Genomic DNA, 20077 nt, shown 5'->3' with positions numbered 1-20077 from the left:
AGAATGGAAGCGACCAAGGAGGACGCATGTCGTACAGCGTGGAAAAGACCGAAGAAGAGTGGCGCGAGGAACTCGGCGACGAGCAGTATGCGGTGCTGCGGCAGTCCGCCACCGAACGCGCGTGGACCGGTGAGCTGCTCGACGAGGAGCGTTCCGGTCTGTACGCGTGCGGAGCCTGCGGTGCCGAACTCTTCAAGAGCGGTACGAAGTTCGACTCCGGATGCGGATGGCCGAGCTTCTACGAGTCGATCCGTCCCGACGCGGTCGAGCTCATCGACGACACCACGCTCGGCATGGTGCGCACCGAGGTGCGCTGCGCCAACTGCGGGTCGCACCTCGGGCATGTGTTCCCCGACGGGTTCGGCACACCGACCGGCGACCGCTACTGCATGAACTCGCTGGCGCTCACCTTCACGCCGGAGGCGTCGGAGGCGTGAGCGCCCTCGATGCGGTCCGCGCGCGCCAGTCCTGGTCGAAGGTCACCGAAGACGCCCCCTCACGCGAGGAGCTGCTGCCGCTGATCGCCGCCGCGGGGCGCGTGGCCGACCACTCGTCGTTGCGTCCCTGGCGCCTGATCGAGCTGCGCGGCGACGACCGGCTCGCTCTCGGTGCAGCGATCGCGAAGGCGGAGGGCGACAAGAGCCCCTCGACCAAGCCTCTGCGGGCCTCGCTGCTCATCGCGGTCGTCGGCAGCTACCGCACGAAGCACAAAGTGCCCGTGTGGGAGCAGGAGGCCGTCGCCTCGGGCGTCGCCCACACCCTCAGCCTGCTGCTCGACGAAGCCGGGTGGGGCGTCTTCTGGCGCACCGGCGGCTACACGCGGTCGAAAGCGGTGGCGAAGGCACACGGCCTGAAGAAGAACGAGCAGCTGCTGGGCTGGCTCTACGTCGGCGGCAAGCCCGCCAAGGAGCCGGGTCGCCGCAAGCCGGTGGATGCCGATGCGCTGCTCACGCGGATGCCGGCGAAGGGCGCGAAGAAGTAGTCAGCGGTGGCGTTCCGGCCGGCGCCGCGCGAGGGCGACCAGAACGGATGCCACGGCGATCACGACCATCGTGACGATCTGCCAGGCGGCGGGGCCGGCCTCGGTCGGCCAGAACATGTCGATCACCACGGCCGCCACCAGCTGCCCCAGCACCGACCCGAGGCCGAGCAGCAGCACCCCGGTGTGGGCCACGAGGAACGCGCCGAGGAAGATGTAGACGACGCCGAGGAAACCGCCCAGATACAGCCAGGGCTCGGCGGGAAGGGCGTGCGGCGCGCCCTGCACGAGAACGCTGACGGTGGCGGCGACGGCGAGCACGAGAGTGCCCGCGATGAAGCTCGTCATCGTCGCCGCCATCGGAGAGGCGACCCGCTGCGCCAACCGACCGTTCGCCGCCTGCTGCCACGCGATGCCGACGCCCGCGGCGAACGGGAGCACGAGCATCCATAGCGGGGCGGTGCGCAGCACGTCGCCGCCCATCGAGACGCCCACGGCGAGGAGCGCGAGCGCCGCCCCGGCGACGCGTCCCATCGTGACCGCGACGACGCCGGCCGGGCCGAAGCCGATCCGATCGAGCACGAGACCGTGCACGGTCTGTCCGGCCACGACGCCCACGGTGAACAGCGAGACGCCGAGCACCGCGGCCGTCAACCCCTGGGTCGAGACGGTAAGGGCCCCGCACGCGCCGCCCAGGAGCATCCACGGCGGAACGGTGCGGGTGCGGATGCCGTGCGCGAGCCGGGCCATCCCCGCACGCCCCGTCGGGAGAGCCGCGACGATGAGCGCGAGCGCGACGGTTCCCACGATGAACGAGACGAGACCTGCGACGACCCCGTCGCCGAGGCGGATGCCGAGAACCCCGTTGATGCGCGCCTGCACCGCGGTCATCACACCGATCGCGACGGCTCCGCCGATGGCGAGAGGGACGGGCAGCGAGCGGGTGGCGGTCACTCGTTTCACGGTACCGGAGGAATGCACCGCCCCTGCCGCGATGTCGGTGGCCGGGGCTAACCTGTGGGCATGTGCGCGAGTTACGGGCTCGATCCCCGATTCACCGATGCCGAGCTGCTGGCCGAGGCCGATGCCGAGCTTCTCGACGGGTTGCGGCACTGGGCCGAGCAGAACGCCGAAGAGACCCTGCGCCCGACCGGCAAGAATCTGCGCAACCTCAACCCGATCGTCGTCGACACCGACGGTGAGACGACGCTCGAACCCGCCTGGTGGGGGTTTCTGGTCGACGGACAGCCGGCGAAGTTCCCCTCGATCAACACGCGCTCCGAGCGACTGCAAGACCGACCGGGCAGCCTGAAGTCCCGGGCGATCGTTCCGGCCACCGGGTGGTTCGAGTTGAAGAAGCCCGAACGCGTCTGGCACGAATTCGGCGTCGACAGTCGCGCCCTGTTCGGCATGGCGGCCGTGACGCAGCGCGGGCGCACCGCCGACGGCGAGTGGTTCACCTGCTACTCCATCGTCATGCGCCCGGCGCCCGCCCACCTCGCCGACGTGCACGATCGCATGCCGGTGCTCATTCCCACGCCGTTCGCGCACGACTGGCTCACCGCGCAGGGCGATCGCGAACTCATCGACGAGGCGCTGCTCGCCGCGGCATCCCTCGACGATCGTGTGATCGCGACGCCGCGAAGCGACGACAAAGGCACGGAACGGCTGTTCTGAGACCATGGATTCGACTGAGCTGAATGCCGCCGCGGCCGCGCGCGCCGACGAACTCCCGGGTGCCGAGCGCGAGAATCCGTTCGGGCCGGAGTGGGACGTCTACAAGGTGCGCGGCAAGGTCTTCCTGCTCCTGCCCCTCGACGGCACGGGGCGGGTGACTCTCAAGTCGCATCCCGACGACGCGGTCGCCCTGCGCGAGACGTTCCCCGACATCGTCCCCGGCTATCACATGAACAAAAAGCACTGGATCACGCTGACTCCCGGTGACTCCCTCGAAGAAGGGCTCGTCACCGAACTCGTCACCGAGTCGTACCTGCTCGTGGTCGAGAAGCTGCCGCGGGCTCAGCGGCCGGTCGATCCCGATCTGTTCGGCCGCCCGCCCGCCTGACGCACACGACGGCCCGCAGAGTGGCGTCCGCCGCGCTCGGCTCTCAGATCCAGCCTTTGTCGCGCGCCGTCCGGGCGGCCTGCGCGCGGTTCTCCGTCGCGGTCTTGCCGATCGCCGACGACAGGTGATTGCGCACCGTCCCCGCCGAGAGGAAGACCTCGGCGGCGATCTGGGCGATCGCCCGCCCATCGGCCGAGAGCCGGAGCACCTGCTGCTCGCGTTCGCTCAGCGGGTTCGCCCCCTCGAACAACGAGGCCTCGGCGAGCACGGGATCAACGACGCGCAGCCCCTGGTGCACCCGTCGAACGGCATGCGCGAGCTGGGTGGCCGGGGTGTCCTTGGCGATGAATCCGCTGGCTCCGGCGTCCAACGCCTGACGCAGGTATCCCGGTCGCGCGAAGGTCGTCACGACGAGCACCCGTGTGGCGGGGCTCACCTCGCGCACGAGACGGGTGGCGTCGACCCCGCCGACCCCGGGCATCTGAATGTCCATCAGGCAGACGTCGGGGTGCGTCTCGGCGGCCCGCTCGGCAGCCTGCGAGCCGTCCGCTGCCTCCGCGACCACGGTGAGGTCGTCTTCGAGTTCGAGCAGCGCGCCCATCGCCCCGCGCACGAGCGCCTGGTCGTCGACCAGCAGCAGTCGGATGGGATCGGTCACCAGGTCACGCTCACTCTCGTTCCGCCGTCGTCGGCGTCTTCCACGGCCAGCACCCCTCCGGCTGCGGCTGCGCGCTCCGCCATGCCGCGCAGGCCGTTGCCGGCGGGGCCGCGCGACCCCCGGCCGTCGTCTTCGATCGCCACAACGCCGGGCGCCATCGTGATGCGCACGCGCCGGGCTGCCGCGTGCCGCAGGATGTTCGTCGTCGACTCGCGCAGGATCCAGCCGGCCGGCAGGGACTGCGCCGGAGACAGCGAAGCGGGGTCGCCCTCGACGCGCACCTGCAGACCGGCCGACTCCAGCGCCAGCGTGCTCGCCTGGATCTGCTCCGAAAGCGCTGCACCGCGGATGCCGGTGACGGTGCTGCGCACGCCCGCGATCGCTTCGCCCGTGAGGTGCACGATCTGCGCGAGCTCGGCCTTCGCGCGCTCGGGATCCTGGTCGACCAGCCGTTCGGCGAGCTCGGCCTTGAGCTTCACGGCGGTAAGGGTGTGCCCGAGCAGGTCGTGCACGTCGCGGGCGATCGATGCTCGCTCGTCGCTGGTGGCGAGTTCGACCCGCACCCTGTCGGCGTCGACCGAGCGGCCGATGAGCCACGCGTTGACGGTGTTGACGACCGCGATGAGCAACACGATCACGAGGATCTGGAAGTGGTACTCGAATCGCCCGGTGACGAGGATCACGATCGTCGCGGTCGCGATGCTCCCGACCGTGGTCACCCAGTGCCAGGCACCCCGAAGACCGTAGCTGGCGTAAGACATGAGGTACGGCAGAAAGCTCAACGCCTGCGAATCGATCGCCGGGACGGTGGCGAGTGCGCAGACGATCTGCACCCAGAAGAGGTTCCGCACCAGGGGCTTCGGCTTACCCCACTCCGACCGCATGCCGATGACGAATCCGATGACGTACACGACGGCGAACGACACCAGTGCCACCCATCCGAGCGCCACCCATCCGGTCGCGGCATCCGATCTCAGCAGCGACAACACCGGGTAGACGAGGAACACCATCCAGACGACCGCCATCAGCCAGCCCCAGCGTTCCCAGGGACCGGTGTGCGACTGCACCTCGGTGGTGGCGCGCGCGGTGGGGGCGCCCTCGGTCGTCATGCGCTCAGCCTAACGACGGCGCCGCGATCGGGAGACCCCGAGGCGCACGAGCGCGGCGAACAGAACGGCCCAGACGGCGACGTTGAGCAGCACGGCCCAGAGCGGGTCCGCTCCCCCGGCGACCAGCGCGCCGTCGGTCGCCGGCCAGCGCACGAGAGCGACGTAGCCGTACATCGGGGTGAACTTCGCGATGTCGAGCATCGCCCCGTCGAGCGGGATGAACACGTTGCCGAAGAAGCCGAAGAACGTGATCGAGATCGAGGCGAGCGCCGCGGCCGAGTCGGAGTTGAAGGCCAGCCCGACGCCCAGACCGAACAGGCCGTACACGAGTCCGAGACCGAGCGTGATCAGCGCCGCGGCGAGCCAGCGCCAGGCGTCGTCGGCTTCGGCACCGGTGGCGAAGCCCGCCGCGTAGACGAAGATCACCGCGAGCGCCGAGAACGAGACGGCTGCGAGCACCTTCGTCACGGCGTAGCCCAGCGTGGTCAGCGGCGTGAGGGCGAGCTGCCTTCCCCACCCCTGCCCGACCTCCGAGGCGGCGAGCGAGCAGAGCGAGCTCATCGCCGTCGCCGTGCCGTAGGCCCCCATCGAGACCATGACGTAGAACGACACGTTCGCCTGGCCCACGCTCTGCGAGGCGTACGACATGCTCGCCCCGAAGAGCAGGTACATGGCGACGGGCATCGCGAGCGTGAAGGCGAGCGTGTACGGGTTGCGGATCTGGCGTACGAGCTCCGTGCGATACAGCGCGGGTGCGACGAGCGTGGTCATGACGGGTCCTCCGTGAGCGAGGTGAAAGCGGATTCGAGGGTCGGCGCGGTGATCTCCAGATCTGTCGCGCCGAGAGACAGCAGCCGTCCGGCGAGCACATCGGATGCTTCGGTGCGCACGGTGAGGCGATCGGCGTCGGTCGACACCTCTGCGACCGCGGCGTCGGAGCGCAGTTCGTCGACGAGTGCGGCGAGCGCGGGGCCGGGCAGTGTCGCCGAGACCGAGCGTCCGCCGAGCGACGCCCGCAGCTGCGCGGTCGCGCCGTCGGCGACGATGCGCCCGTGGTTGACGACGATGGTGCGCCGCGCGAACTGCTCGGCCTCTTCGAGGTAGTGAGTGGCGAACAGGATCGTGCGGCCCGCATCGGCATCCGCCCGCATCGCCTCCCAGAACCGGCGACGTGCCGTGACGTCCATGCCCGCGGTCGGCTCGTCGAGCACGAGCACGTCGGGGTCGGGCAGCAGCGCGAGGGCGAACTTGACCCGCTGCTTCTCGCCGCCGGAGCACTTGCCCACGCGCCGGCGGGCGATCGCTCCGAGGTCGGCCCGCTCGATGACGTCGGCGATGCGTCCGCTGGCTCCGTGCAGTCCCGCGACGACCGAGACGGTCTCGCGCACCGTGAGGTCGGAGAGCAGGCCCCCGGTTTGCAGCACGGCGGCCAGCCGCCCCGAAGCGACGGCATGACGCGGGTCGGTGCCCAGCACACGTGCGGTCCCCTCATCGGGTTCGGAGAGGCCGAGGAGCACGTCGATGGTCGTCGTCTTGCCCGCGCCGTTGGGTCCGAGGAGGGCGACGACCTCTCCGCGCTCGATGCGCAGGTCGATGCCGTCGACCGCGACGACACGGTGGGCACCGTGGCCGAAGCGACGCACGATTCCGGTCAGCTCGACGGCGGGAGCGGATCCCGACGGCGATCGATCGATGGGGGCGAGGGCTGGTTGGCTCATGCTCCCACCCAACCGCGGGCGACGGCCGGATGCCGGAGGCCGATGTCACATCATCGGGATGACATCCGTCATGTCCGAGCATCCGGGCCGGTTCGGGCAGCACCCCCGACGTGCATTACTGTGCATCAGGTGACGAAGCAGACGCAGACCTCCGAAGATGAAGACCAGCACCTGCGACGGGCGCTGAGCAACCGCCACATCCAGCTGCTCGCGATCGGCGGAGCCATCGGCACCGGCCTGTTCATGGGCAGTGGGAAGACGATCTCGGTCGCCGGGCCGTCGGTCATCTTCGTGTACATGATCATCGGCTTCATGCTCTTCTTCGTGATGCGGGCGATGGGCGAGCTGCTGCTGTCGAACCTGAAGTACAAGTCGTTCAGCGATTTCGCGAGTGATCTCCTCGGGCCCTGGGCCGGGTTCTTCACCGGCTGGACCTACTGGTTCTGCTGGGTCGTCACGGGCGTCGCCGATGTGATCGCCATCGCGGGGTACACGAACACGTTGATCCCCGGCATCCCGCTCTGGATCCCCGGGGTGGCCGTGGTCGTCATCCTGCTCGCGTTGAACCTGCCGACGGTCGCGGCGTTCGGCGAGATGGAGTTCTGGTTCGCGCTCATCAAGATCATCGCGATCGTGGCGCTCATCGTCACCGGCCTCGTGATGATCTTCACCGGTTTCCAGCACGATGCCGGCACCGCGAGCTTCGCGAACCTCTGGGATCACGGCGGCATGTTCCCGCACGGCTTCCTGGGCTTCGTCGCCGGGTTCCAGATCGCGGTGTTCGCGTTCGTCGGGATCGAGCTGGTGGGCACTGCCGCGGCGGAGACCAAGGATCCGAAGCGCAATCTGCCGAAGGCGATCAATGCGATCCCGATCCGCATCCTGCTGTTCTACGTGGGCGCACTCGTCGTGCTGATGGCCGTCACCCCGTGGACCGAGTACGTGGCCGGCGAGAGTCCGTTCATCGCCATGTTCGCCCTGGCGGGGCTCGGCATCGCCGCGACGGTGGTCAATCTCGTCGTGCTCACCTCGGCGATGTCGAGCGCGAACTCCGGCATCTACTCCACCTCGCGCATGGTCTTCGGTCTCGCGCAGGACGGCGACGCGCCCCGACTGTTCGGGCGGCTGTCGACGCGGCGGGTGCCCCGCAATGCACTGTTCCTCTCCTGCATCCTGCTGCTCTCCGGCGTCGTGCTGCTCTATGCCGGTGACGACATCGGCACCGCCTTCGAAATGGTGACCACGGTGTCGGCCGTGTGCTTCATGTTCGTGTGGACGATCTTCCTGCTCAGCTACGTCGTGTACCGCCGCCGACGCCCCGAGAAGGCAGCGGCCTCGACCTTCCGCATGCCGGGCGGCGTGTTCATGGTCTACGTCGTGCTCGCGTTCTTCGTCTTCATCCTGTGGGCCCTCACGACGCAGCGCGACACGCTGATCCCCCTGCTCGTGACACCGATCTGGTTCGCGCTGCTGTTCGTCGCCTGGCTCGTCGTGCGCCGCTCGCCGAATCACCTCCGCCGTCACGCCGCGCACATCGCGCACCTGCGCGACGACAGCGAACCGGGGGACTGATTCAGTCGTCGGTGGTGGTGGTGTCGGTGTCGGGCTGCTGACCGCTGAGGATCAGGATGCGCCGCAGGTGCATCGCCGTGAGCACTCCCGGACCCATCGATCGCCGCACCTGCAGGGTGCGATCATCGACCGTCTCGAGCAGCAGGCGCACGGCGCGGGCGGCCGCACCCCGAGCGCGGTGGACCTCGGCGGAGCCGTCGTCGTCGAGGGCGATCACGTCGGCGACGGCATGGCACGCGGCTGTCAGTGGTTCCGGAAGAGCGGGATCGAGTTCCAAGGCTGCCGGACGATCCCAGATCGTGTCGGCGATGGAGTCGGAGATGTCGCGGATGTGGTGGGCGATGCGATCGAGCGCATCGAGCTGCGCATGCACATCGCGCGTCTGACCCCGCCCGCGCATGGCTCGAGGGTTTCCGCGCCTGCTCTCGTCGGCTTCGGCGAGCGCGGCCTGCACATCGTGAGTCGTGCTCGCGACAGAGGTGGAGTCGCGCGCCCACTGCTCGTGCTCGGGCGGCCAGGACTCGGAGATGGCGTCACCGATGTCGTGCAGGTGGAGCGACAGCTTCGCACGGAGCGCATCGACCTGGGCCGCGGCGTACGCGGTCAGCGGCGCGGGGGCGATCACGACGTTCACGACGAGGCCGACGACGGCACCGACCGCCATCTGCGTCAGATACCCGAGCGAGTAGTCATCGGCGTTCTGCCCGCCAATGATGAGCACGAACAGCGCCGCGATCGGCACGTATTCGCGCCCGGCGCCGAACCACCCGGTGCCGGAGACCAGCACGCCGAGCCCGACGACCACGGGGATCGACCACCAGTTGGGGCCGACGGTGAGCACGGCAAGGGCGGCCAGAGCGATTCCGGTCGCAAGGCCGAGCAGCGTCTGGAGCACGGTCTTGGCCGAGCCCATCAGAGTGGGGTACATGGCGACGAGCACCCCGAGCGGCGCGTAATACGGGTACTGCTGTGTGACCCCGGGCATGTGCGGGGCGATGGCCCAGGCGAGGCCGACCGCGAGCGCCGTCTTGGTGGCGAGCAGCAGACGTGCCCGGCTCGTCGCCTGTCGCAGGGGTCGCGCGAGAGACGCCGCACGACGGCGTATCGCAGAGTCTGTCTGTGTCACGGGCCTCCCTCTCCGTGCACGACGGTAGCCGCCGCGCACACCGGCGGCCATGGGGTTGCATTCCGGCATGTCAGGCCGGTAGCGAGCATCCGCCCGTACGTTCCTGCCCAGGACACGCGCAGACCGAGCCGGTACCATCGAAGCAGTGCATCGCACACGCGGCAGTCGGGACGACCCGATTCTCGTCATCATCCGGGGACGACCCCACCTCGAAGGAGTCAGATGATGACACTCACCGCAGCACGACGGTTCGTCGGAGCATCCGACATCGCCCGCATCGCCCTCGGCTGGGGCATCTACGGGGTGGTGCTGCTCGCCCACCCGCTGCTCGCCGCTCCCGTGCCGGCGCCGCTGCTGCTCGTCGCCCTCGGCGTGATCATCGCCGTGATCCTCGTCTGCGCGTTCGGGGTCGTGAAGCAGGCCGAGGCGCTCGCCCACCGCCTGGGCGACCCATACGGCTCGCTCGTCCTGACCCTGTCGATCGTGCTCATCGAGGTCATCCTGATCTCGGCGGTCATGCTCGGGCCGGGCGAGCATGCGACCATCGCGCGCGACTCCGTGATGGCGGTCGCGATGATCATCCTCAACCTCGTCATCGGTCTGGCGCTGCTGCTGGGCGGACTCCGCCACCGCGGCCTGGCGCACAACCGCACCGGCACATCGGCCTACCTGTCGATGCTCGTGGTGCTCGTCGCGCTGGCGTTCGCCCTGCCCGCGCTCATCGGCGACGACGGCTCGTACACCCCTGCCCAGGCGATCCCGATCATCGTGCTGACGCTCGCGATCTACGCGTTCTTCCTGTTCCGTCAGATGGGTGCGCAGGCGGGCGACTTCACCGAGGTCGACGAACGTCTGCGCCGGAAGCAGGATGCCGCGGCCACGACGTCACGACCCGGCATCCGCGAGACACTCGCCACCCACCGCGTCGAGATCGTCGTGCGTCTGTCGCTGCTGGTGATCACCGTCGTGCCGATCGTGCTGCTCTCGCACGACATGGCCGCGCTGCTCGACGACGGGCTCGGACGCCTGGGCGCCCCCGCGGCTCTGGCGGGCGTGCTCATCGCCGCGATCGTCTTCCTCCCCGAATCGATCACGGCGATCCGCGCCGCGCTCGGTGGCGAGGCGCAGCGCGTGAACAACCTCTGCCACGGCGCGCTCGTGTCGACCGTGGGCCTTACGATCCCCGCCGTTCTCATCATCGGCATGCTCACCGGTCAGACGGTGGTGCTCGCGGAATTGCCCGCGAACCTCCTCATGCTCGGCGTGACCCTGCTGCTCTCGGTGACGACCTTCAGCGCCAAGCGGGTGACCGCGATGCACGGGGTCACCCACCTGGCGGCCTTCGCCGCATATGCGATCGTGCTCTTCAGCTGATCGCATCGGCGCGGATCAGGCCTGAGAGGGCGTCCACTCCGAGACGCGGTTGAGGGTCTGCACGTCGTCAGCGGTCAGTTCGAGACGGGCGCCCGCGAGCAGATCCGGCACCTGCTCGACCGTGCGCGCGCTCGCGATCGGTGCGACCACGGTCGGCTGGGCACGAAGCCAGGCGAGCGAGGTCGCGGCGATCGATGCGCCGTGGGCCTGACCGATCTCTTCGAGGGCGTCGATGATGCGCAGACCGGCGTCGGTGGCGTATTTGGCCGCACCCTGCGCGCGGGGCGACGACTGGCCCGCGGTCTCGGTCGACCGGTACTTGCCCGTCAGGAACCCGCTCGCGAGCGAGTAGTACGGCACGAGCCCGAGTCCGAACTCTTCGGCCACGGGGATGATCGAGCTCTCGACGTCGTTGCGATGCACGAGGTTGTAGTGCGGCTGCACCGCCACCGGGAGCGCGGCTCCCGTGCGCTGAGCGATGGAGATCCACTCGCGGATGCGCTCCGCCGAATAGTTGGAGACCGCCACGTTGCGCACGAGGCCGTCGGCGACGAGCTGGCCGAATGCGCCGACCGTCTCCTCGAGCGGGGTGCTCTCGTCGTCGAAGTGCGCGTAGTAGAGGTCGATGGTGTCGACGCCCAGGCGGGCGAGCGATGCCTCGGCGGCCTTGCGCACGGTGGATGCTGCGAGCCCGCGGAAGTCCGGATGCGTGCTCACCTTGGTCGCGACGACCACGTTCTCGGGCTTGCGCGATGCCAGCCACTCGCCGATGATCGTTTCGCTCTCGCCGCCCGAGTTCCCCGGCACCCACGCGCTGTACCCGTCGGCGGTGTCGATGAAGTCGCCGCCGCCTGCGACGAAGGCGTCGAGCACCGCGAACGACGTGTCGCGATCGGCCGTCCAACCGAATACGTTGCCGCCGAGCGAGAGCGGGAAGACATCAAGATCACTGGTTCCGATACGAGTCATACTCGGGACAACCGTCGCCCGCGCCGAGCTATTTCCCCATGACGGCGTGTTGCACGGGCACGCGCTCCGCCCCGTCGTCACGAGCCTCGGATAGCCTGTGCGGATGAAAGAGGGTCTCCCCGCAGCGTCGATGGGTCCGCGCCGATTCGTCGGGGGCGGCGCGATCGTGGCCGCGGCGCTCATCGTGACCGGGTGCGCGACCATGCCCGACCCGCCCGCAACGCTCGGCGAGGACTACCCGGGCACCTGCATGCCCTCCGAACTCACCTGGCCCACCGACTTCCTCGAGGCGTTGCCGAGCGAATCCTCCGCGGTGGGCGGCGCCGTCGTCGGTCTGCGGCTCGAGTACGTCGGTGAGCGCTGGGCCTGGCGCATCCGCAGCGCGGCGGAGCGCACGGATATCTTCGGCGAGCGCGTCGAAGATCCCGCCGCCGGCAGGGAGGCGCTCGTCGACGTGCGCACGTTGGAGCCGTTCGCGACCCGGGATGTGCAGCTCACGGAGGCGGAGCAGACGGCCGGATCCGGCGCCTACTCCGCCGCCGATCGCGCAGGCGAGACCTACCCGAGTCCGCTCATCATCGAAATGGCGCGCGTCATGGACGAGGGATCCGCCGCGTGGCAGATCACGACCTGCGACACGGCGACCAATGAGCAGACCGTCACGACTATGCGGTGAACTGCGGCTCTTCCGGGTTCGGAGCGAGGGGCTCTTCCGGGTTCGGCGCCAGCGGTTCACTCGGATTCGGAGCGAGCGGCTCCTGGGGCGTCGGCGCCAGCGGTTCGTTCGGGTGCGTCGGCGAGGGCTCGTCGGGGAACGCCGGTGAGGGCTGCGAGGGCGACGGCACCGCGGGGCCGGGAGGGGTCTGACCAGGGTCGGCCGGGCCGGGGCCGGTCGGCTGCTCGCCCGGGACGGAGGGCACGGACGGGACGGAAGACGGATCGGACATTTCGGCTCCTTTCGCGACACCCGGTGGTGTCACTCGACGCCTGCGAGTCGAACACGGTCGAGTCCTGCTGTCTTCACCCTTGCTCATTGCGCGCCGATGTGCGTTCGCGTCGCACGAGCCACCCGGTCAGGCGCGGTCCCACGTCCGCGCCGTCAGCACCGCGACGGGGATGTGGCCGGCAGCGAGCACCATGGCCGCCACGACCACCCAGAGGTCGTCGAGCCACAGGCCCGTCGCCAGGAACGCGACGACCGGCAGCAGGGCCATCGGGACCGGCACGCGCCACACGGGCGCATACAGCGCGTGAGCACGACGGCCGGTCACGAGGTACCGTCCCCACAGCATCCAATAACCCGCCACCGATGCGGCGACGACCGCACCCCATCCCCACCGCATCGCGCCCGGGTCCGTGACCGCCGGAACCACGAGGCACAGCGCTTGGCCCGCCCGTTCGGCGACGCCGATCGGCCAGGGAACCGAAACGCGGGGCAATGGCTGCCGCGGAGGAAACCACACCAGCAGCAGATTCGGCGCCAGCACGGCGACGCTCACGGCGAGACCCCACGGCGAAAACCCCATGTGTGGACGATACTGTGCCGACTACAGGACTCGAACCTGCAACCCCCGTATTACAAGTACGGTGCGCTACCAATTGCGCCAAGTCGGCGGGTGCCACCAGCTTAGCGATGGCGGCGACGCGCTTCGAATTACGGAGCCGGAGTGGGCGTCGGGGTCGGCGTGGGCGTCTCGTTCGCCTTGTAGTACGCGTCGCTGGCGACGGTGAGCACGAACTGCGAGAACTCCGCGGGGTCGTCGAGCGCGCCGACATAGGCCTCGCCGTTGGCCACGATCATGGGCGCGGATGCGAGCACCAGATCGTCGGAGCCGGCGAGGGGGCCGTCGAGGGCGCGGGTCGTGGCATCCTTCGCCCAGGTGACGAAGTCGCCGTTCTCGATGCACGAGCGCACGGCCTTCGTGTTGTCGACGCCGACGGCGCCGGCGAGATCGGCGAGCTCGATGTCGGACAGGCCGTCGCTGTTGAGCTTGGGCTGGTCGTCGAGCAGGTCGTGGTTGAAGGCGTAGAACTGCGCGGGTGAGTGCGTCGCGACGCAGGCGGCGGCCGCAGCCGAACGCAGCGAGTACTTCGTGCCGTTCGAGCTCGCGGTCAGCAGAGCGACCGGGTGGTAGGTTACGGTGACGGCGCCCTCGGTGATCCAGTTGGTCAGCTGACGGGCGTTGGATCGCTCGAACTCGCCGGCATCGGCCGACAGGTAGTCGACGTAGATGTGGATGTCGACCTTCTCGGTGGCGGTCGGCGCGGGCGTCGGCTCGGCGGGCGCATCGGCTTCGGAGGACTCGGCGCTCGGAGCGGCGACCCCGTCTTCGGATGCCGCAGATGCGGAGATCTCCGACACGACGACGCCGTCGCCGTCCATGCCGCTCGGGGCGAGCTGCGGCTTCGTGACTTGAGCGGACACCGCGAGAGTCACCGCCGTGCCGATCGCACCGACGGCGACGACGGCCACCGTTCCGATGATGATCCGTCGCATGATGCGCGCGCGGGACTGCTGGGCATGCACTCGCTGGGCCTTCTCCCGCACAGCCTCGCGGGAGTTGCGAGGGGTGGGGACGTTCGGCGTTTCGTCGCTCGACATCGTTCCTCTTGAAAGTCTCACTGGGGGCAGGGTGGCCCCGATCATCGGAAATCGGTAGGCGACGATCGCCGCGATGCGCGGCCGAGTTCGATGTTAACCATTGCACCTGAGAAATACCCAGGTGCCACCGTTCATGTCATACTGAACGCGACCCAATGAGGGGTCACGGCGGGTCTCCCGCCGCATCCATCACTACGGATCGTCCGGCACGTACCTGCCGGTGAAGGAGAAACACAATGGCATCTGTGACTTTCGACGAGGCCACCCGCCTCTACCCGGGCGGCACCCGTCCGGCCGTCGACAAGCTCAACCTCGAGGTGGCAGACGGCGAGTTCCTCGTCCTGGTCGGCCCTTCCGGTTGCGGTAAGTCCACCTCGCTCCGCATGCTCGCCGGCCTCGAAGAGGTCAACGCCGGCCGCATCCTCATCGGCGACCGCGACGTGACAGACGTCCCGCCGAAGGACCGCGACATCGCGATGGTCTTCCAGAACTACGCGCTGTACCCGCACATGACCGTCGCCGAGAACATGGGCTTCGCGCTCAAGATCGCCGGCATCGGCAAGGAAGAGCGCGCCACCCGCGTTCTCGAGGCTGCGAAGCTCCTCGACCTCGAGGAGTACCTGACCCGTAAGCCGAAGGCGCTCTCCGGTGGTCAGCGTCAGCGCGTCGCCATGGGTCGCGCGATCGTCCGCCAGCCCCAGGTCTTCCTCATGGACGAGCCGCTGTCGAACCTCGACGCCAAGCTGCGCGTGCAGACCCGTACGCAGATCGCGTCGCTGCAGCGTCGCCTCGGCGTCACCACGGTCTACGTCACCCACGACCAGACCGAGGCCCTCACCATGGGCGACCGCATCGCGGTCCTCAAGGACGGCCTCCTGCAGCAGGTGGGTACGCCGCGCGACCTGTACGAGAAGCCGAGCAACGTATTCGTCGCCGGCTTCATCGGGTCGCCCGCGATGAACCTGTTCACCGCCGACCTCGCCGACGGCGGCGTCCGTTTCGGCACCGAGGTCGTTCCGCTCGACCGCGACACCGTTACCCGCGCGAGCGGAACGCAGGTCACGGTCGGCGTGCGTCCCGAGGACATCACGGTCGGACCGGCCGATGGAAAGGGCCTCTCGGTCGTCGTCGACCTCGTCGAGGAACTCGGCGCCGATGGCTACCTCTACGGCCACGCCGACATCAACGGCAAGCGCACCGACCTGGTCGCACGCGTCGACGGTCGCAGCCACCCGAACGCCGGCGAGACCGTCACGCTGGCTGCGAACCCGGGCCACGCTCACGCGTTCGACCTCGAGACGGGCGAGCGCCTGAACACCGCACCGGTCGCCGCAGTCTGATCGGTTCCACACACGCGCGGCGCGGGTCGACTTCGGTCGCCCGCGCCGCGTCTGTGTTCGCCCTCTTCTCTCTGGAGCTGCCATGAAGGACTCGCTGCGCATCACCGCGAGCACGGTCGACCCCGGCCTGCTGGGCCTGCCCTGGTCGACGACCCTCGCCCGGTGGCCGTCGGAGCACATCGTGTCGCTCCCCAAGGGTCTCTCCCGCCATCTCGTGCGCTTCGCCGACCTCTCGGGGCGCGTCATCGCCGTGAAGGAGACGACCGAGGAGATGGCCCGCCGCGAGTACGACATGCTCGGCAATCTCACCCGCCTCGACGTGCCCTGCGTCGACCGTGTCGCCGTGATCGGTGGACGGACGGATGCCGACGGCGAACCGCTCCCGGCCGCCCTCGTCACCGCGCACCTGCGCTTCTCGATGCCGTACCGTGCGCTGTTCACGCGCGTGCTGCGCCCGGACACAGCCACCCGTCTGGTCGATGCTCTCGCGCTGCTGCTCGTGCGCCTGCACAACGTCGGCTTCTACTGGGGTGACGTGTCGCTGTCGAACACGCTCTTCCGCCGCGATGCGGGGGCGTTCGCTGCCTACCTCGTCGACGCCGAGACCGGTGAACTGCACGAGGAGGGTCTGACCGACGGCCAGCGCTCCTACGACCTCGATCTGGCCCGCACCAACATCGCCGGCGAGATCATGGATCTGGCCGCCGGCGGACGACTGGAGCACGGTGTGGATGCCGTGGCGATCGCCGATGGGATCGTGTCGTCGTACCGGTCGCTGTGGGCCGAGCTGACCGCCCAGGATTCGTTCTCGGCCGCCGAGACCTGGCGCATCACCGAACGCGTCGAGCGACTGAACGCCCTCGGTTTCGACATCGACGAGATGTCGATGACGACGACCGCCGACGGTGCGGTCGTGGAGATCCAGCCGAAGGTGGTGGATGCCGGGCACCATCAGCGCCGCCTGATCCGTCTCACGGGACTCGACGTCGAAGAGAACCAGGCGCGCCGCCTGCTCAACGACCTCGACGAGTTCCGCGCGCGCTCGACGAAGCAGTGGGTCGACGAGGAGATGTACGCGCATGAATGGTTGACCCGCGTCTTCGAGCCCGTCGTGCGCGCGATCCCGTACGAGCTGCGGGCGAAGCTGGAGCCCGCCGAGGTGTTCCATCAGGTGCTGGAGCACCGGTGGTACCTGTCGCAGGCGCAGGGACGCCCCGTGCCGCTGGCAGAGGTGCTGACCAGCTACATCAACGAGGTGCTGCGGCACCGCCGCGACGAGGCGACCATCATGGGTCCGCCCACCGAGACGATGAGCCTCCCCGTCATCACCGGCGTCACCCCGACGTCAGACGATGACGACGATGAGGACGTCGACTGGCGCGACCTGGTCTGACCCCGTCCGGAGCCGACAGCTCAGTATCCGACTGTGAACCGCTCGCGGTGGTGGTTGCCCTGCTCGATCTCGTCGACCACGGCGACCGCGAAGTCGGCACCCGAGATGGTCGACTTCCCGTCGGCATCGCGCACCAGCACGTCGCCGCCGTCGCGGTAGTGCCCGGTGCGCTCCCCCTCCGCCCACGGTCCGAAGACCTCGGCGGGGTGGATGAAGAACCAGTCGAGACCGGCATCCGTCGACTCCAGGAAGGCGAGCGAGTCGATGCCCACCTGGGCCTCGTGCTTGTACTCCTCGGGGAAGTCCTGATCGAACAGGCGCGGGCCGCCGGGAGCGACCAGGCTCCCACCCGCTCCCCCGATGACCCCGAGGCGCGTTCCCGTGCCGGAGAGCTGCCGCGCGACGCCTTCGAGCGCGTCGAGAACCCGGTCTGCCATGTCGCCGCGCGGCGAGAGCGCCGAGACCACGGCATCCGCTCCGGCGAACGCACCGGCCAGCGGCGCGAGGTCGAGGGCGGAGCCCTGGATGTAGGCGACGCCGTCGACCGCATCCTCGGGCACCGACCGCGCGACCGCGACCACCTCATGCCCGCGGCGCGCCGCTTCGGCGACGATGTGACGACCGGCGTAGCCGGTCCCTCCCAGAACGACGATGCGGCTCATGCGACTTCTTCCATTCAGGATGCGGTCGGGGCGCGGCGAGGATGCCGCACCCGACGCGGTGCTACTTCTTGCTGTTACGGATCGTCGCGACCTGGTAGAGCGCGACCGACGTGGCGATTCCGGCGTTCAACGACTCGGTGGCCGTCGAGATCGGGATCGAGACGATCTGGTCGCAGGTCTCGCGCACGAGACGCGACAGGCCCTTGCCTTCGGATCCCGCGACGATGACGACCGGGCGATCCGCCAGCTGCAGCGAGGGCAGGTCGACGTCGCCGTCGCCGGCCAGACCGAGGATGAAGACGCCCTGCTTCTTGAACTCCTTGAGCTGCGTCGTGAGGTTCGTGGCGAGGGCGACGGGAAGGCGCGCAGCCGCACCGGCGCTCGTCTTCCAGGCGGCGGAGTTCACGCCCGCCGAGCGACGCTGCGGCAGGATGATGCCGTGGCTGCCGAACGCCGCGGCAGAGCGGATGATCGCACCGAGGTTGCGCGGATCGGTGATGCCGTCGAGCGCGACGAACAGCGGGGTCTGCCCCCGGTGGATCGCCTTCTCGAGCAGATCCTGCGGGTGCGCGTACTCGTACGGCGGCACCTTGACGGCGACGCCCTGGTGCACGCCGTCGAAGCCGGCCATGCGGTCGAGCTCCTGACGGGTGACCTCCATGACCGGGATGCCCCGGTTGGTCGCGATCGAGAGCATCTCCTTGACGCGGTCGTCCATCTCGACGCGCTGCGCGATGTAGAACGCCGTCGCAGGGATCTTGGCGCGCAGGGCCTCGAGCACGGAGTTGCGGCCGGTGACCGTCTCGGTGTCGGTCGTGTTGTCCTTGCCGCGGGCGGAACGGTTCGGGTTTCCACCCGACGTCTGCCGCTGGCCGGCTCCGGGCTTGCCCTTGCCGCCCGATGCCGCGTAGCGCTCGGCGGCGGCCTTGCGCTTGCCGGCGGGGTGCCAGGCGCGATCCTCCGCCTTCGGCGTGGGTCCGCGTCCTTCGAGGGCCTTGCGACCCAGACCACCGGTGCCCTTGAGGGGGCCCTTCTTGTTTCCCTTGTTCGCGCCGGGGCGCTGTGGCTTAACCATCAATACTCCAATGAGTTCCGGCTGGAGAGTCTTCCAGCGTGATTCCTGCGGCGGCGATCGCGTCTCGGATGCGATCCGCCGCCGCCCAGTCCTTGTCTGCCCGCGCCTGTGCGCGCTGGGCGATCATCGTCTGGACGAGTGCGTCCAGAGTGCGATGCTCGGCGAGGTCTCCCCCGCCGCTGACCATGAGTCCGTCGAGTCCGAGGACCCGGACCATGGCGTCCACCTGCACGAAAGCATCCCATGCCTCGTCGTTCTCCGCGGCGTCGATCGCCGCGTTACCGCGTCGTACCGTGTCGTGCAGCACGGCGAGCGCCTGCGGAACGCCGAGGTCGTCGTCCATCGCGGCCGCGAACGCATCGGGCACTTCGCCGATGCGCGATTCGTCGGGCGCTCCAGGGAGCGACCGGCGCACGCGGGCGACGAACGTCGAGATGCGGCCCAGCGCCGCCTCGGCCTCGTCCCACGACGACTCCGACAGGTCGAGGCTCGAGCGGTAGTGCGCCGCCGCGAGCGCGTAGCGCACCACCAGCGGGTCTCGCAGCGCGAGCACGTCGGCGGCGAGCGTGAAGTTGCCCAGCGACTTCGACATCTTCTGGCCGTTCACCGTGACGAGGCCGTTGTGCATCCAGTACTGCGCGAATCCGTCGCCTGCCGCGGTCGACTGCGCCAGCTCGTTCTCGTGGTGCGGGAAGCGCAGGTCGAGGCCGCCACCGTGGATGTCGAACTCGGCGCCGAGATACCGCTTGGCCATGGCCGAGCATTCGATGTGCCAGCCCGGGCGGCCCGCGCCCCAGGGCGATGCCCAGGTCGCATCGGCCGGCTCGTCGGGTTTGCTGCCCTTCCAGAGGGCGAAGTCCTGGGGGGTGCGCTTGCCGCGGGGGTCGGCGTCTTCGGCCGCTTCCATCGCGTCGACGGACTGGTGCGTGAGCGAGCCGTACGCGGCCCAGGAGCGCACGTCGAAGTAGACGTCGCCCGATCCGTCGGCGGCCGGGTAGGCGTGCCCGCGGTCGATGAGCACGGAGATGAGCTCCTGCATCTGCGGGATCGACGCGGTGGCGCGCGGCTCGTACGTCGGAGGGAGGATGCCGATGCCGGCGTACGCGGCCGTGAACTCCTGCTCGATGCGGTACGCGAGGGCCCACCACGGCTCGGATTCGGTCGCGTTCGTGAGCACCTTGTCATCGATGTCGGTGACGTTGCGCACGAAGGTGACGCGCCCGTAGCGCTGCGCCAGCCAGCGACGCAGGAGGTCGAAGCTCAGCGCCGCGCGGACGTGCCCGATATGGGGCCCCGACTGCACCGTCGGCCCGCAGACGTACATCGTGACGTTTCCGGGGTCGAGCGGCACGAAGTCGCGCAGGTCCTGCGCGCGGGTGTCGTAGAGGCGGAGAGTCACCGCTCAAGCCTACTCGGCCTGATCCCCGCATCCCCT

General features: G+C 69.2%; 22 protein-coding genes and 1 tRNA gene. 9 read left to right on the top strand and 14 right to left on the bottom strand.

Annotated features, from left to right (window positions below; all coding sequences use genetic code 11):
• The first annotated feature begins 26 nt into the window (after positions 1-26).
• Both msrB and ACIOSY_RS16640 read left to right on the top strand, forming a co-directional pair.
• A complete protein-coding gene (gene msrB, locus ACIOSY_RS16645) occupies positions 27-437 on the top strand; it encodes a peptide-methionine (R)-S-oxide reductase MsrB (RefSeq protein WP_400855232.1) in 411 nt (136 codons plus the stop codon).
• Positions 434-982, top strand: a complete 549-nt coding sequence (locus ACIOSY_RS16640) for a nitroreductase family protein (protein WP_400855230.1) — start codon at positions 434-436, stop codon at positions 980-982. The genes msrB and ACIOSY_RS16640 overlap by 4 nt, the downstream gene beginning before the upstream one ends.
• Here the strand turns inward: ACIOSY_RS16640 and ACIOSY_RS16635 are convergent, their stop codons facing one another.
• Positions 983-1933 (bottom strand): DMT family transporter, encoded by a 951-nt coding sequence (locus ACIOSY_RS16635; RefSeq protein ID WP_400855229.1) that lies wholly within the window; start codon positions 1931-1933, stop codon positions 983-985.
• Between the two features lie 69 nt (positions 1934-2002).
• Between ACIOSY_RS16635 and ACIOSY_RS16630 the strand changes: the two genes are divergently transcribed.
• Together ACIOSY_RS16630 and ACIOSY_RS16625 are read left to right on the top strand one after the other, a co-directional pair.
• Positions 2003-2656: an SOS response-associated peptidase family protein gene (locus ACIOSY_RS16630; RefSeq protein WP_400855227.1), complete on the top strand. Its 654-nt coding sequence runs from the start codon at positions 2003-2005 to the stop codon at positions 2654-2656.
• Positions 2657-2660: 4 nt separating this feature from the next.
• Positions 2661-3044: an MmcQ/YjbR family DNA-binding protein gene (locus tag ACIOSY_RS16625; RefSeq protein ID WP_400855226.1), complete on the top strand. Its 384-nt coding sequence runs from the start codon at positions 2661-2663 to the stop codon at positions 3042-3044.
• A 43-nt stretch (positions 3045-3087) separates the two neighbouring features.
• Here the strand turns inward: ACIOSY_RS16625 and ACIOSY_RS16620 are convergent, their stop codons facing one another.
• Genes ACIOSY_RS16620 through ACIOSY_RS16605 form a run of 4 tightly spaced genes read right to left on the bottom strand, consistent with a single transcriptional unit; the run spans position 3088 to position 6529 of the window.
• Positions 3088-3702, bottom strand: a complete 615-nt coding sequence (locus tag ACIOSY_RS16620; RefSeq protein ID WP_400855224.1) for a response regulator — start codon at positions 3700-3702, stop codon at positions 3088-3090.
• Entirely contained in the window at positions 3699-4811 is a 1113-nt protein-coding gene (locus ACIOSY_RS16615; RefSeq protein WP_400855223.1) for a sensor histidine kinase, read from the bottom strand. The genes ACIOSY_RS16620 and ACIOSY_RS16615 overlap by 4 nt, the downstream gene beginning before the upstream one ends.
• A gap of 9 nt (positions 4812-4820) precedes the next feature.
• Complete coding sequence (locus ACIOSY_RS16610) at positions 4821-5582, bottom strand: ABC transporter permease (RefSeq protein ID WP_400855222.1); 762 nt, start codon at positions 5580-5582, stop codon at positions 4821-4823.
• Complete coding sequence (locus ACIOSY_RS16605; RefSeq protein ID WP_400855221.1) at positions 5579-6529, bottom strand: ABC transporter ATP-binding protein; 951 nt, start codon at positions 6527-6529, stop codon at positions 5579-5581. The genes ACIOSY_RS16610 and ACIOSY_RS16605 overlap by 4 nt, the downstream gene beginning before the upstream one ends.
• A 42-nt stretch (positions 6530-6571) precedes the next feature.
• Here ACIOSY_RS16605 and cycA point away from each other — a divergent pair, with 42 nt between their 5' ends.
• Positions 6572-8101 (top strand): D-serine/D-alanine/glycine transporter, encoded by a 1530-nt coding sequence (gene cycA, locus ACIOSY_RS16600; protein ID WP_400855220.1) that lies wholly within the window; start codon positions 6572-6574, stop codon positions 8099-8101.
• 1 nt (position 8102) lies between these two features.
• On the opposite strand, the gene ACIOSY_RS16595 is transcribed toward cycA, so the two are convergent.
• The gene (locus ACIOSY_RS16595; RefSeq protein ID WP_400855219.1) at positions 8103-9227 is read right to left on the bottom strand and encodes an aromatic acid exporter family protein; all 1125 of its coding nucleotides are present in this window, start codon (positions 9225-9227) and stop codon (positions 8103-8105) included.
• A 225-nt stretch (positions 9228-9452) separates the two neighbouring features.
• Between ACIOSY_RS16595 and ACIOSY_RS16590 the strand changes: the two genes are divergently transcribed.
• Positions 9453-10601 carry a calcium:proton antiporter gene (locus ACIOSY_RS16590; protein WP_400855217.1) on the top strand — a complete coding sequence of 383 codons (1149 nt, stop codon included), beginning with the start codon at positions 9453-9455 and terminating at the stop codon, positions 10599-10601.
• A 15-nt stretch (positions 10602-10616) separates the two neighbouring features.
• On the opposite strand, the gene ACIOSY_RS16585 is transcribed toward ACIOSY_RS16590, so the two are convergent.
• Positions 10617-11570 carry an aldo/keto reductase gene (locus ACIOSY_RS16585; RefSeq protein WP_400855215.1) on the bottom strand — a complete coding sequence of 318 codons (954 nt, stop codon included), beginning with the start codon at positions 11568-11570 and terminating at the stop codon, positions 10617-10619.
• A 103-nt stretch (positions 11571-11673) separates the two neighbouring features.
• Between ACIOSY_RS16585 and ACIOSY_RS16580 the strand changes: the two genes are divergently transcribed.
• The gene (locus tag ACIOSY_RS16580) at positions 11674-12246 is read left to right on the top strand and encodes a hypothetical protein (RefSeq protein WP_400855214.1); all 573 of its coding nucleotides are present in this window, start codon (positions 11674-11676) and stop codon (positions 12244-12246) included.
• On the opposite strand, the gene ACIOSY_RS16575 is transcribed toward ACIOSY_RS16580, so the two are convergent.
• The 4 genes from ACIOSY_RS16575 to ACIOSY_RS16560 all read right to left on the bottom strand — a co-directional run bounded on the left by ACIOSY_RS16575 (position 12236) and on the right by ACIOSY_RS16560 (position 14172).
• On the bottom strand, positions 12236-12517 hold the full coding sequence (locus ACIOSY_RS16575) for a hypothetical protein (RefSeq protein ID WP_400855213.1): 282 nt from the start codon (positions 12515-12517) through the stop codon (positions 12236-12238). The two genes, ACIOSY_RS16580 and ACIOSY_RS16575, sit on opposite strands and share 11 nt — an antisense overlap.
• Positions 12518-12643: 126 nt before the next feature.
• Positions 12644-13096, bottom strand: coding sequence for a hypothetical protein (locus ACIOSY_RS16570; RefSeq protein ID WP_400855211.1), 453 nt, complete (start codon positions 13094-13096; stop codon positions 12644-12646).
• A 15-nt stretch (positions 13097-13111) separates the two neighbouring features.
• Positions 13112-13184 (bottom strand) — tRNA-Thr (locus ACIOSY_RS16565).
• A gap of 40 nt (positions 13185-13224) precedes the next feature.
• A complete protein-coding gene (locus ACIOSY_RS16560) occupies positions 13225-14172 on the bottom strand; it encodes a DsbA family protein (protein ID WP_400855210.1) in 948 nt (315 codons plus the stop codon).
• A gap of 236 nt (positions 14173-14408) precedes the next feature.
• Between ACIOSY_RS16560 and ACIOSY_RS16555 the strand changes: the two genes are divergently transcribed.
• Together ACIOSY_RS16555 and ACIOSY_RS16550 are read left to right on the top strand one after the other, a co-directional pair.
• Positions 14409-15512, top strand: a complete 1104-nt coding sequence (locus ACIOSY_RS16555; RefSeq protein ID WP_400855209.1) for an ABC transporter ATP-binding protein — start codon at positions 14409-14411, stop codon at positions 15510-15512.
• Between the two features lie 82 nt (positions 15513-15594).
• Entirely contained in the window at positions 15595-16905 is a 1311-nt protein-coding gene (locus ACIOSY_RS16550) for a DUF4032 domain-containing protein (protein ID WP_400855207.1), read from the top strand.
• Between the two features lie 20 nt (positions 16906-16925).
• Here the strand turns inward: ACIOSY_RS16550 and ACIOSY_RS16545 are convergent, their stop codons facing one another.
• The 3 genes from ACIOSY_RS16545 to cysS all read right to left on the bottom strand — a co-directional run bounded on the left by ACIOSY_RS16545 (position 16926) and on the right by cysS (position 20041).
• On the bottom strand, positions 16926-17567 hold the full coding sequence (locus ACIOSY_RS16545) for an NAD(P)-dependent oxidoreductase (RefSeq protein ID WP_400855205.1): 642 nt from the start codon (positions 17565-17567) through the stop codon (positions 16926-16928).
• 61 nt (positions 17568-17628) lie between these two features.
• Positions 17629-18642, bottom strand: a complete 1014-nt coding sequence (gene rlmB, locus ACIOSY_RS16540; protein ID WP_400855203.1) for a 23S rRNA (guanosine(2251)-2'-O)-methyltransferase RlmB — start codon at positions 18640-18642, stop codon at positions 17629-17631.
• Positions 18635-20041 (bottom strand): cysteine--tRNA ligase, encoded by a 1407-nt coding sequence (gene cysS, locus ACIOSY_RS16535; RefSeq protein ID WP_400855202.1) that lies wholly within the window; start codon positions 20039-20041, stop codon positions 18635-18637. Before cysS ends, rlmB begins: the two co-directional genes overlap by 8 nt.
• Positions 20042-20077 lie beyond the last annotated feature (36 nt).

The sequence above is a fragment of the Microbacterium sp. NPDC087665 genome (assembly GCF_044743285.1).
Classification (GTDB): Bacteria; Actinomycetota; Actinomycetes; order Actinomycetales; family Microbacteriaceae; genus Microbacterium.
Note: the sequence above shows the minus strand (reverse complement) of the source record. Positions and strands in the feature narration are given on the sequence as shown.